At 76.3% G+C, this 11,592-nt stretch carries 10 protein-coding genes and 1 pseudogene; 4 read left to right on the forward strand and 7 right to left on the reverse strand.

Annotated features, from left to right (window positions below; all coding sequences use genetic code 11):
• Window positions 1-45 precede the first annotated feature (45 nt).
• From EBM89_RS04420 to ald, 3 genes and pseudogenes are all read right to left on the reverse strand, one after another.
• Window positions 46-2,106 (reverse strand): M3 family metallopeptidase, encoded by a 2,061-nt coding sequence (locus EBM89_RS04420; protein ID WP_233571533.1) that lies wholly within the window; start codon window positions 2,104-2,106, stop codon window positions 46-48.
• A 144-nt stretch (window positions 2,107-2,250) separates the two neighbouring features.
• A pseudogene (locus EBM89_RS21980) lies at window positions 2,251-2,754 on the reverse strand (GNAT family N-acetyltransferase); the annotation flags it as partial.
• A 55-nt stretch (window positions 2,755-2,809) separates the two neighbouring features.
• On the reverse strand, window positions 2,810-3,934 hold the full coding sequence (ald, locus tag EBM89_RS04425) for an alanine dehydrogenase (RefSeq protein ID WP_122148248.1): 1,125 nt from the start codon (window positions 3,932-3,934) through the stop codon (window positions 2,810-2,812).
• Between the two features lie 212 nt (window positions 3,935-4,146).
• Here ald and EBM89_RS04430 point away from each other — a divergent pair, with 212 nt between their 5' ends.
• Window positions 4,147-4,581 carry an Lrp/AsnC family transcriptional regulator gene (locus EBM89_RS04430; RefSeq protein WP_233571532.1) on the forward strand — a complete coding sequence of 145 codons (435 nt, stop codon included), beginning with the start codon at window positions 4,147-4,149 and terminating at the stop codon, window positions 4,579-4,581.
• 4 nt (window positions 4,582-4,585) lie between these two features.
• On the opposite strand, the gene EBM89_RS04435 is transcribed toward EBM89_RS04430, so the two are convergent.
• Complete coding sequence (locus tag EBM89_RS04435; protein WP_122148250.1) at window positions 4,586-5,530, reverse strand: aminoglycoside phosphotransferase family protein; 945 nt, start codon at window positions 5,528-5,530, stop codon at window positions 4,586-4,588.
• Between the two features lie 162 nt (window positions 5,531-5,692).
• Between EBM89_RS04435 and EBM89_RS04440 the strand changes: the two genes are divergently transcribed.
• Window positions 5,693-6,502, forward strand: coding sequence for a fructosamine kinase family protein (locus tag EBM89_RS04440; protein ID WP_122148251.1), 810 nt, complete (start codon window positions 5,693-5,695; stop codon window positions 6,500-6,502).
• 367 nt (window positions 6,503-6,869) lie between these two features.
• Here the strand turns inward: EBM89_RS04440 and EBM89_RS04445 are convergent, their stop codons facing one another.
• A complete protein-coding gene (locus EBM89_RS04445) occupies window positions 6,870-7,256 on the reverse strand; it encodes a hypothetical protein (RefSeq protein ID WP_122148252.1) in 387 nt (128 codons plus the stop codon).
• Window positions 7,257-7,558: 302 nt separating this feature from the next.
• Window positions 7,559-8,518 carry a cation diffusion facilitator family transporter gene (locus EBM89_RS04450; RefSeq protein WP_122148253.1) on the reverse strand — a complete coding sequence of 320 codons (960 nt, stop codon included), beginning with the start codon at window positions 8,516-8,518 and terminating at the stop codon, window positions 7,559-7,561.
• A gap of 100 nt (window positions 8,519-8,618) precedes the next feature.
• On the opposite strand from EBM89_RS04450, the gene EBM89_RS04455 reads away from it, so the two are divergent.
• Window positions 8,619-10,418 carry a metallophosphoesterase family protein gene (locus tag EBM89_RS04455; protein WP_122148254.1) on the forward strand — a complete coding sequence of 600 codons (1,800 nt, stop codon included), beginning with the start codon at window positions 8,619-8,621 and terminating at the stop codon, window positions 10,416-10,418.
• A 231-nt stretch (window positions 10,419-10,649) separates the two neighbouring features.
• The gene (locus EBM89_RS04460; protein ID WP_122148255.1) at window positions 10,650-11,078 is read left to right on the forward strand and encodes a winged helix-turn-helix domain-containing protein; all 429 of its coding nucleotides are present in this window, start codon (window positions 10,650-10,652) and stop codon (window positions 11,076-11,078) included.
• Between the two features lie 5 nt (window positions 11,079-11,083).
• Here the strand turns inward: EBM89_RS04460 and EBM89_RS04465 are convergent.
• On the reverse strand, window positions 11,084-11,592 hold a 509-nt coding region (locus EBM89_RS04465), incomplete at its 5' end, for a M15 family metallopeptidase (RefSeq protein WP_199731971.1).

The raw sequence follows: 11,592 nt of genomic DNA on the forward strand, positions 1-11,592 counted from the left end.
GGGCCGGGTCCCGGGACTCGTGCCCCGGGACCCGGCGGGCGGGTGCTACGCCTCCAGGCCGCGGCGGACCAGCAGCGGGGCGATCTCCGGGTCGCGGCCGCGCAGGTCGCGGAACGCGGCCATCGGGTCGACGCTGCCGCCGCGCGACAGCAGACGCGCCCGGAAGGTGTCGCCGTTCTCCCGCTTCAGGCCGCCGTTCTCCTCGAACCAGGTCACGGTGTCGGCGTCCAGCACCTCGGACCAGATGTACGAGTAGTACCCGGCCGAGTAGCCGCCGCCGAACACGTGGTTGAAGTACGTCGTGCGGTACCGCGGCGGCACCGGCGCGAACGCGACGCCCGCGGCCTCCAGCGCGGCGGCCTCGAACGGCTCGACCTGCGCGACGTCCGTCGGGACGTCCTGCGGCGCCAGCCGGTACCAGGCCTGGTCCAGCAGGGCGGCGGCCAGGTACTCCGTGGTCGCGAAGCCCTCGCCGTCCTGCCGCGACGCGGCCATCGTCTCGATCCACTCGCGCGGCATCGGCTCGCCGGTCTCGTGGTGCACCGCGTAGGACGCCAGCACGGTCGGCTCCCACGCCCACATCTCGTTGACCTGCGACGGGTACTCCACGAAGTCGCGCGGCACCTCGGTGCCCGACTGCGACGGGTACCGCACGGCCGAGAACAGGCCGTGCAGCGCGTGCCCGAACTCGTGGAACAGCGTGATGACCTCGTCCCAGGTGAGCAGCGTCGGCTCCCCCGCCGGCGGCTTCGGGATGTTGAGGTTGTTCACCACCACGGGCTGCTCGTCCAGCAGCGTCGACTGGTCCACGAGGTTGTTCATCCACGCGCCGCCGCGCTTGGAGTCACGGGTCCAGAAGTCGCCGAGGAACAGGCCGAGGCCGGACCCGTCGGCGTCGCCGACCTCGAACACGCGGACGTCCGGGTGGTAGCCGACGAGGTCGGTGCGCTCGGTGAACACCAGGCCGTACAGGTCGCCCGCGGCCTTGAAGACGCCGTCGCGCAGGACGCGGTCGAGCTCCAGGTACGGGCGCAGCAGGCCGTCGTCCAGCGAGCGGCGCTGCTTGCGCACCTGCTCGGCGTAGTAGGACCAGTCCCAGGCCTCCAGCGTCGCGCCCGGCACGTCGGCCCGCAGGGCGGCCTCCAGGTCGGCGGCCTCGGCGCGCGCGTTCGCGACGGCGGCCGGGGCGAGCCGCGCGAGCATCTCGGCGACGGCCTCGGGGGTCTTGGCGGTGGCGTCCTCGACGACGTACGCCGCGTGGTGCGGGTACCCGAGCAGCTGCGCGCGCTCGGCCCGGAGCCGGGCCAGCGCCAGCAGGGTCGCGCGGGTGTCGTGCTCGCCGCCCTGGCCGCCACGGCGGACCGAGGCGGTGTGCAGGCGCTCGCGCAGCCCCCGGTCGCGCAGCGAAGCGAGCGCGGGCTGCTGGGTCGGCAGGATCAGGTCGATCAGCCAGCCCCCGGCGTGCCCGCGCCGCGTCGCGGCCTCCGCGGCGGCGGCGCGCGCGTCGTCGGCGAGGCCGTCGAGCTCGGCCTCGTCGGTCACCAGCACCGCGGACGCGTTGGTCTCGGCGAGCAGCTGGCGGCCGAACACGGTCTCCAGCCGGGTGATCTCGGCGTTCAGCTCCCGCAAGCGGGTCTGCGCGGCGTCGTCCAGCCGGACGCCCGCGCGCACGAACGCGGTGTGCTGGCGGTCCAGCAGCCACGCGGTGTCCGGGGCGAGGTCGAGGTCGCCGTCGTGCAGGGCCTCGACACGGGCGAACAGGCGGCGGTCCAGGTAGATGGCGTCGTGGTGCGCGGCGAGCAGCGGCGCGATCTCCTCCTCCAGGGCCTCCAGGCCCGGGGTGGAGTCGGACGACGACTGGTTGAAGAAGGCGATGGCGGCCCGGTGCAGCAGCCGGCCCGAGCGCTCCAGGGCCTCGAGGGTGTTCTCGACCGTCGGGTCCTCGGGGTCGGTGGCGATCGCCTCGACCTCCTCGCGCTGCACCGCCATGCCCGCGACGAGCGCGGGCCGGTAGTGCGCCTCGGTGATCCGGGCGAAGTCGGGCAGGCCGTAGGGCAGGGCGGACGGTGCGGCGAACGGGTTGTCCGCGTCGAGCAGGGTGGTCATCGGGCCATCATGTCCCACGGCACCCACGGCACCCACGGCGCCCACGCGTCCCGCGTCGCCGGGGTCGAGCGTCCCGACCCACTCGGCGCGCGGCACGCCCCGGTGGTCCGCGGTCTGCTCCCCGGGCGCGACCCGGAACCCCGCCCGCTCGGCGACCCGGCGGCTGGGGCCGTTGCCGACGAACGCCCGCCAGGTGAGCCGGGGCAGGTCGAGCCGCCCGAACCCGACCGGGACGACCAGCGCGACCGCGCGCGCCATGAGCCCGCGTCCCCGCGCGTCGGCGGCGAGCCAGTAGCCGATCTCCCCCGCGCCGTCCGCGCGCACGGCGATGCCGACCATGCCGACCAGCACGTCCGACGCCGCGTCGCGCACGGCCCAGTTGAACTGGGAGCCGTCCGCCCACCCGGACCGGACCATGCCGGTGACGAACCCGAGCGCGTCCTCGCGGCCGTACGGGCTCGGCACCGTCGTCCACTCCTGGATCGCCGGGTCCTGGCAGAGCGCGGTGATGCGGTCGACGTCCGCCTCGCCGGGCACGCGCAGCAGGACGACGCCGTCGGTCAGCTCGAAGGGTTCCACGGGGACACCGTGCCACCCGGGAGCACCCCCTGTCCCGGGAGCTGAGTACCCGGGGGCCGCGTCACCCACCTGCCGCGAGGACTCACCCCGGGACCGGGCCGGGCGGAGCCGACCGAGGACGCGGTCATCGCGCCCCCGCGAGGACGCCCGCGGGGTCGGCGAGCGGCAGGTCGTGCGCCGCCGCGACCCCGGCGTGCAGCAGCGCGCCGGCGTGCGTGGACAGGCCGCGGGCGAGCGCCGGGTCCGCGGCGACGGCGTCCCGCCAGCCCTGGTCCGCCAGCGCCGTCAGGTACGGCAGCGTGGCGTTGGTCAGCGCGTGCGTCGAGGTCACCGGGACGGCGCCGGGCATGTTCGCGACGCAGTAGAACACCGCGTCGTGCACCGGGAACGTGGGGTCGGCGTGGGTGGTCGGGCGGGTGGACTCGAAGCAGCCGCCCTGGTCCACCGCGACGTCCACGAGCACCGACCCGGGCCGCATCCCGGCGACCATCTCGTCCGTGACGAGGCGCGGCGCCCGCGCGCCGGGCACCAGCACGGCCCCGACGACGAGGTCCGCGTCCGCCACGGCCTCCCGGACCGCGTACGCCGAGGACGCCACGGTGCGCACCCGCCCGCCGAAGGCGGTGTCGAGCTCGCGCAGCCGCGGGACCGACAGGTCGAGGACGGTGACGTCGGCGCGCATGCCCAGCGCGACCTCGGCCGCGTGCTGGCCCGCCACGCCGCCGCCGATGACGACGACCTTCGCGGCCGGGACGCCCGGGACGCCGCCGAGCAGCCGCCCGGACCCGCCCGCGCTGCGCATCAGGTGGTAGGCGCCGACCTGGGCGGCGAGCCGGCCCGCGACCTCGCTCATCGGGGCGAGCAGCGGCAGCGAGCCGTCGGCGAGCTGCACCGTCTCGTACGCGATGGCGGTGACCCCCGAGGCGAGCAGCGCGTCCGTCTGCGGCCGGTCGGCGGCCAGGTGCAGGTAGGTGAACAGCACCAGGCCCTCGCGCAGGTACCCGTACTCGGACGGGACGGGCTCCTTGACCTTGCACACCAGGTCGGCGGCGGCCCACACCTCGGCGGCCGTGGCGACGATCCGCGCACCGGCGGCGGCGTACGCGTCGTCCGAGATCGCGGAGCCCGTGCCCGCACCGGACTGCACCAGCACGTCGTGCCCCGCGGCCACCAGCTGGTGCACGCCCGCGGGCGTGATCGCGACGCGGTACTCGTGGTTCTTGACCTCGGCGGGGATCGAGATCCTCATGACCGGCTCCTCGGCTCACGCGGGGCCGCCAACCGGCACCCGTCGTCCTCCAGCGTGAACTTCCGTCTGTGTCCTGCGCGTAACGGTTCGTGTCGGTTCGTTACGCTGCCACCATGGCCGAACATCCTGCGGTGGCGCCTGCGACGTCGGTCACACCGGCGAACGATGTTCGGCGCGCGCCGGCCGGACCCCCGCGCCCGACTCTGGACACCGTGGACCGCCGGCTCGTCCGGCTGCTGCAGGAGGACGGGCGGATGGCGAACAACGCCCTCGCCCAGGCCGCGGGCATCGCGCCGTCGACGTGCCTCGCCCGGGTCCGGGCGCTGCGGGCCGCCGGGGTGATCCGGGGATTCCACGCCGACGTCGACCCCGAGGCGCTGGGACGCGGGCTGCGCGCGATGGTCGCGGTGCGGATGGCCGCCGGGTCGCGCGCGACGCTGGAGCCGTTCGCGCGCTCGGTCGCGGCGCGGCCCGAGGTGCTGGACGTGTACTTCCTCGCCGGGGCGGACGACTTCCTGCTGCACGTCGCCGTGCGGGACACCGACGAGCTGCGCCGGTTCGTGGTCGAGCGGCTCAGCGACCGTCCCGACGTCGCGTCCACGGAGACCAGCCTCGTCTTCGACCACCTGCGCGGCGCGGTCGGCTGACCGGTCAGCCGGTGACCGCGTCCCGGACCCGCAGCCAGTCGCCCGCCGCCGCCAGACGCCGCCGGAGCGCGGGGGCGCGCAGGCCGTGCTGCCAGCCCCAGAACGCGGCCTCCACCGCGCGGGCCGCCGCCCACGCGGCCACCGCGGCCGGGTCCAGGCCCGCACGGTCGCCGACCAGGTCGAGGCGGGCACCCAGGGTCCGCACGGGGTCTGGGGTCCGCCACGGGGCGCCGACCTGCTCCAGCAGCGGCCCCGCGTCGTAGGCCGCCTCGCCGCGCAGCGCCTTCGGGTCGATGGCGCACCAGCGGCGATCATCCGCGCCCGCGTCGAGCAGCAGCAGGTTGCCGGGGTTGAGGTCGCCGTGCAGCAGCACCGGACGCGTGGACGATCCCGCGTGGCCCGCGTCGAGCACCGCGAGAGCGGCGCGCAGCAGCGCCGGATCCATGCGGATGCCCCCGCGCGCTGCACGGACGGCACGGTCGCGGAGGACGTCGGCGAGACCCGCGGTGACCGAGCCGAGGTCGGGCACCGCGTCCGGTGCCTCGCCCGTCGTCTGGCTCGGTGCCTGGTCCGGTGCCTGGTCCGGCGCCTGGTCCGGCGCCGCGACGGCGTGCAGGTCGCGCAGCACGTCGGCCGCGGCGGTGAGCCGGTGCGCCACCGGGGTCCGCACGGCCCGCATCGGCGTGCCCGGGCGCACCCGCTCGAGCAGCAGCGCCCAGTCCCCCGCGTCCGCGTCGACCAGCCGGACCGCCCCGTGCCCGTGCCACGCGCGCAGCACGGCCGCCTCGTGCCGGGCCTCGTCGTGCGGGAACGAGATCTTCAGCACGAGGTCCTCGGGGCCGCGGCGCACCGGGGCGCACCACGACGCCGAGCCGGACGGGAACGGGCCGCCGACGTCCAGCGACCACCGGTCCCGGGCTCGCGCGACCAGCGCGGGCAGGTGCGCCATCCACGCCCCACCCTCGGGGGTCCGCCCCGCCCCGGTCCGCAACGCCGCGGGCACGGGCAGCGCAGGTACGGGCAGCGCAGGCACGGGATCGGGCTGCGTCGGTGCGGGCACGCCGCCAGACTAGGGGGCGGCAGCCACCGACCGCCGGACCCGAGGGAGCGCATGACGCAGCCGGCAGACACCTTCCGCAAGCAGCGCGCGGGCGCGCCCGCGGGGTTCTTCGCCTGCGAGGCGGCGGGGCTCGCGTGGCTGGACGTCCCCGGTGGCGCACCCGTGGTGCGGGTGCGGTCCGTGGGCGCGGACCACCTGGACCTGGACCGGCTCACCGAGGTCGCCCCGACGCGGGAGGCGGCCCGGACGTTCGGGCGCCGCCTGGCGGTGACCCACGACGCCGGGGCGCCGGCATTCGGCAGCCCGCCGGCGGGGTGGTCGGGCGACGGCTTCTTCGGGCCGCTGGACCGGCCGCTGCCCATGCCAGCGGGCGAGCACGCCACGTGGGGAGCGTTCGTGGCGGACTGCCGGGTGGAGCCGCTGGCACGCGACGGTGCCCGCGCCGGGGTGCTCGACGGGTCGGACGTCGACCGGCTGCGGCGCCTCGCGGACGTGCTGCGCTCGGGGGCGTGGGACGACGACGACCCGCCCGCGCGGGTGCACGGGGACCTGTGGTCGGGGAACGTGCTGTGGAGCGCGGCGGGCGCGACGCTGATCGACCCGGCGGCGCACGGCGGGCACCGGGAGTCCGACCTCGCGATGCTGGCGCTGTTCGGGGCCCCGCACCTGGACGAGGTGCTGTCCGGGTACCAGGAGGTGCACCCGCTGCGCCGGGGCTGGCAGCACCGGGTGGGCCTGCACCAGGTGTACCCGGTGGGGATGCACGCCGTGCTGTTCGGGGGCGGCTACGTGGGGCAGCTGCGCGACCTGGTCGAGCGCGCCCTGCGCCGCGCGCGGTCCGCCGACCGGCCCACGACATGAGGGGTGGTCGCGAACCCGGCCACCCTGCCCGGGGAACACGTCGGCCCCGGGGGACCCGCCGGCTCTCGCCTGCAGATCGACCCCGGGGCCGTCGGCGCCAGGTGCAGCATCCGTACGCCGCCGTCCACCGCGCCCGCTTGTCCTTCTCACGCGCGGCCTGAACCGTCCCGGCCTCGTTGAGGACCGTCGGCGACGAGCCACCCGGTCCGTGTCCGTCCACCCCTCACCAGGGGCGCGTGCTCCACGACCGGGCCGGTCCGCCCGCGGTGGGATGCTGCCTCCACCGTGCGGACCGGGAGATCTCAGTCTCGCCCGGTACAGCGCGGTGGGGCCAGCGATTATTCCGGGAGTCCCGGAACGGGTGCGATCAGTTCGCCGGGTCGGTGGTCATGCGCACCGTGAGGGTGACCTCGGTGCCCGGCTCGACGGTCCCGGTGATCGGGTCCTGGGTGACGACGACCCACTGGGTCGGGTCGTCGATGGTGCGGCCCTGGCCCGACGCGTCCGCGACGAGCACCTCGAGGCCGCGGGCCTCCAGGGTCTCCTGCGCGGTGGCGAGGAGCAGGTTGGTCTGGTCGATCACCGTGACGTCGGCGGCCGCGGCGGCGGCGGTCGACTCGTCGTCGGTGGAACCCGCGGTGGTGCCCGTGCCGGAGGCGCAGGCGGCGAGCAGGGAGACCGTCGCGACGGCGGCGGCGACCACGCCGAGGGTGCGCGTGGTCGGACGTCCGGCTCGGGCGATGGACATGTTCATCGGAGGCCCTCCAGGGCTGTGCTGTGCTTCCTCGGCCGCGCGCCCCAGGATCACCGGGGTGCGCGGAGGGCGCGGCGACAGGTGCGCGCCACGCCGCGAGTCGCGGCCGCACGCCTGGGGCTGTCGAGCGGCCGCCCGGGAGATCCCGACGGAGCGACACGCCCTCGTGGACGTACTCTACGCCTGTCGACCGACAGGTTTCGTCCGTGTTTCGCCCGTTCGGGCACGTGGAGACGCCCGGAACCGCCCGGATGCCGGGTTCTTCACCCCGGCCGGCGTCCCGCCCCGAGGCCGACCGGGGCTCAGGCGGGGTCGAGCGACGGGTCCAGCGACGGCTCCTCGGGCTCGGACAGCGACAGCACCGCGCCGACGATCCCCGGGTGCGCGGCGACGCGGCGCTCCACCGCGGCGAGCACGTGCGCGGCCTCGTCCTCGGCGGGGTTGCCCGCCAGGTCGACCGCCCCGGTCAGGTAGAGCTGCCGGGCGCCGACGACCTCCAGCCGCAGCTGCGTGACCCGCGCGACCTCCGGCAGGTCCAGCAGCGCGCGTACGGCCGCCCGCCGCAGCGCCGGGTCGGCGACCTCCCCCACCAGGAACCGCCGGTTGCGGTCGATGAGCACCACCGCGACGACGGCGAGCAGCACGCCGACCAGGATCGACCCCACCGCGTCCGGCACGGCGGACCCGGTGACCTGGTGCGCCGCGATCCCGCCCGCCGCGATCAGCAGGCCGACCAGCGCGGCGGCGTCCTCGAAGAACACGGCCCGCACCGTGGGGTCCGACGTGTCCAGGACGTGCTGCCACAGGTCGACGTCCCGGCGCGCCGCCCCCGCGCGCGCCTGCCGCCACGCCTGCAGGAACGACGTGCCCTCCAGCAGGAACGCCACCCCGAGCACCACGTACGCGACCACGAACGACCCCGCGGGCTCCGGGTCCAGCAGCTCCTGGACCCCGTGGGTCACCGACACCCCGGCGCCGACGGCGAACAGCCCGATCGCGGCGAACAGCGACCACACGTAGACCTCGCGCCCGTACCCGAGCGGGTGGTCCGCGTCCGGGCGGCGGGCGGCCCGGCGCTGCGCGACCAGCAGGAACACCTCGTTGCCGGTGTCCGCCCACGAGTGCGCGGCCTCCGCGAGCATCGACGCCGCACCGGTCAGCACCGCCGCGACCGTCTTCGCGAGGGCGATCAGGGCGTTCGCCCCGAAGGCGACCAGCACGGTCAGGGTGCTCTCGGACGAGGCCGGACCGCGGGACGCCATGGTCCTGGGATAGCACGGCGGGGTCGCGACGGCGACCGGGTCGCGAGGGTCGGCGGCCCCGTCGCGACGGCACGGACCTGCGCGTCTAGGCTCGGGGGCGATGTCCGACGAGCACCCCCGCACCGAGCCCGCGGCCGAGCAGCCGACCGCCCCCACGACGCCCGGCGCCCGGCTGCGCCGCTGGGTCGCGCCCGTCGCGCGGCGCCTGCGCCCGCGCCGACCCCGGGCCCGCACCGTCGTCCTCGGGGCGCTCGCCGTGCTGGTGTCGCTCGTCGCGGGGGTCACCACCGCGCAGGCGCAGCTGAGCTTCGGGCCGCACGAGGCCCGGTACGACGTCACCACGGACGCCACCATCACCGTGGACCTCGGTCCGCTGGGCACCCTGCAGATCGACTCGCCGCTGCCCCTGTGGCTCGGCGCCCGGGTCACGGTCGAGGAGATCCCCGCCGGGGTCGATGCGCTGCACGACGTCGACACCCTCCAGGCGCTCACCGGGGACCTCAACTCCTACCTGCAGTTCTTCACCGGCCCGCAGGCGGCCATCGAGAACGCGGTCCGGGCGCTCGTCGCCGACGCGGCGCTGCGCACCCTCGTCACCCTCGCCGTCGTCCTCGCGGCGTGGTTCGTCGTCAAGGGGCTGCTCGGCGCCGCCCGCCGTCGCGAGCTCGGCTCCCGGCTGCGCCCGCACGCCACCCAGCTCGTCGCGGGCGGCGTCGCGGTCGTCCTCGTCGGGACGCTCGTCACGGCCAGCGAGCACGGCCGCGCGCGGTCCCGCGTGGTGGCGACGCCCGCCTCGGAGGTCTTCGACGGCACGCCGCTGGAGGGCGCCCGGGTCACCGGGCGGCTGGGCGGCGTCGTCGACACGTACGGCGGTCTCGTGGTCCGGGCGTTCCGGGACAACGAGGAGTTCTACGACACCGCCGGCGAGGCCCTGGTCACCGCGTGGGACGACTGGGAGGAGCGCCGGCCCGAGGTCGAGCGCGAGGCCGCCTCCGCCGCCGCCTCGGCCGCAGCGTCCGCCTCCCCCGCGCCCGGCGCCACCGACGGCACCACGGCGTCCCCGTCGCCGACGCCCACGACGGAGGGCAGCGACCCCATCACGTTCCTGCTCATCTCCGACCTGCACTGCAACGTCGGCATGGCTCCGCTCATCACCTCGATCACCGAGATGTCCGGCGCGGTCGCCGTGCTGGACGCCGGGGACACCACGATGAACGGCAGCACCGTGGAGCAGTACTGCGTCACCACGTTCGCGCGCGCCATCCCGGACGGCGTCGACCTCATCACGGCCCCCGGCAACCACGACTCCGCGCACACCACGGCGCAGTACGCCCGCGCGGGTGCGGTGGTGCTCGACGGCGGCGTCATCGACGTGCACGGCATGCGCCTGCTCGGCGACCACGACCCCAAGGCCAACCGCCTGCTGCAGCAGCCCACCCAGGACGAGTCGTACGCCGACGTCGGCACCCGGCTCGCCGAGGTCGCCTGCGAGGACTCCGACGGCGTGGACGTCGTGATGTTCCACAACCCGCGCGTCGCCCCGAACCTGCTGGCCGACGGGTGCGTCCCCGCCCTGCTGTCCGGGCACATGCACACCCGCACCGACCCGGAGCAGATCGGCGAGGGCATCCGGTACACCTCGTCCTCCACCGCCGGGGCGCAGGAGAACGAGCCCCGCATCGGCCCGCTCAAGGGCACCGCGGAGATGACGCTCCTGCGCTGGGACCCCGACACCCGCCGCATCGTCGACTGGCAGCTCATCGAGGTCGGCACGGACGCCAGCGCGACGGTGCACGACCCGACGCCGTGGCCGGTCGTCGTCCCGGACCCCGACCCGGACGCCGACGACGACCCCGCGCCGACGCCCACCCAGGACGTCACCGAGCCGCCCGCGGGCTGACGTCACACGCGTCCGGGTCGTGAGACGACCCGGCTCTGCCGCTGTGCGGGCGGGCGTGGCGTGCCATGATGCCGCCATGTCCGCCGCGCACCCCGCCAGCCGCCCCGTGCGGCTCGCCTGCGCACGCACGCTCTGTCGGGCCTGACCGCCACCCCAGCCGTCAGCACCCGCGCGGGACCCCGAGGTCCCGCCCCGCCGCAGCCGCGCGGCGGACCCCCGAGGAGCACCCGCATGTCCGTCCTGACCCCCGCCGCACCCGTCCGCCGTCCCACCACCGGCCACCACGCCGACGTCCCGGCCCCGCGGCCCGCCGACGACCTGCGCGGCTTCGAGGCGCTGCTCGCCTCCCTGCCGCTCGCCCCGACCGTCCTCGTCGACCTGCCCGGGCGCCGCCTCGTCGTGGACGACGTCGCCGTCGACCTCACCCGGCAGGAGTTCGACCTCGTCGCGTACCTCGCGACGTCCGCCGGGCGCGTGGTCACCCGCGACGAGCTCTACGCCGCCGCGTGGCGCACCCAGGACCTGTCCGAGGGCACCCGGACGGTGGACGTGCACGTCCGGCGGGTCCGGGCCAAGTCCGGGCTCGACGGGCTGATCACGACCGTGCGCGGCGTCGGGTACCGGTTGAACCCGGTGGACGGGCTGCACGTCGCGGGGTGAGCGCTCTACCGGCCGGTCTGCGGCTCGGTCCCCGCGAACTCCCAGTGCCACGGCTCCTGCGGCCCGCCGCCGCCCGGTCCGAGCTCGGCCGGGTGCACCCAGCCGTAGGCGGGTGCGTGCTCGACCATCCACCGGAACAGGGGCGTGTCGAACTGGCCGACGCCCCCGAACCCCTCGAAGTCCACCGCCACGCCCCACCCGTGGTGCGACGTCCCGGGCGGCGCGGCGAGCCCGCCCTTCGCCGCGCGCAGCCGCACCTGCTCCGCGTACGAGCGGTACGTGCCGCCGACGGGCAGGTCCTCGCCGTGGTCCGCGCGGAACACCTCGTTGAGCGCGACCAGCGCCTCGACCGCGTCGCAGCGCAGCAGCGCCCCCGGCGCGAACGGCACGGGGCAGAGCGTCGCGGGGTCGACCGTGCCGTCCCCGCGCAGCAGGCCGGGGGTCGCGCGGGCTGGCCCCGGGCCGACGAGGTCGGCGCCCAGCCCGTGCCCGGCCTCCGGCAGCAGATCGGAAG

Origin of the sequence: Cellulomonas triticagri (assembly GCF_003696205.1) — a bacterium.
Classification (GTDB): Bacteria; Actinomycetota; Actinomycetes; order Actinomycetales; family Cellulomonadaceae; genus Cellulomonas; species Cellulomonas triticagri.

Bases quoted from the DNA above. Each gene is read 5' to 3' on its own strand.
- EBM89_RS04420 (WP_233571533.1), bottom strand. From the start codon at position 2,106: ATGACCACCCTGCTCGACGCGGACAACCCGTTCGCCGCACCGTCCGCC.
- ald (WP_122148248.1), bottom strand. From the start codon at position 3,934: ATGAGGATCTCGATCCCCGCCGAGGTCAAGAACCACGAGTACCGCGTC.
- EBM89_RS04435 (WP_122148250.1), bottom strand. From the start codon at position 5,530: ATGGCGCACCTGCCCGCGCTGGTCGCGCGAGCCCGGGACCGGTGGTCG.
- EBM89_RS04440 (WP_122148251.1), top strand. From the start codon at position 5,693: ATGACGCAGCCGGCAGACACCTTCCGCAAGCAGCGCGCGGGCGCGCCC.
- EBM89_RS04445 (WP_122148252.1), bottom strand. From the start codon at position 7,256: ATGAACATGTCCATCGCCCGAGCCGGACGTCCGACCACGCGCACCCTC.
- EBM89_RS04450 (WP_122148253.1), bottom strand. From the start codon at position 8,518: ATGGCGTCCCGCGGTCCGGCCTCGTCCGAGAGCACCCTGACCGTGCTG.
- EBM89_RS04455 (WP_122148254.1), top strand. From the start codon at position 8,619: ATGTCCGACGAGCACCCCCGCACCGAGCCCGCGGCCGAGCAGCCGACC.
- EBM89_RS04460 (WP_122148255.1), top strand. From the start codon at position 10,650: ATGTCCGTCCTGACCCCCGCCGCACCCGTCCGCCGTCCCACCACCGGC.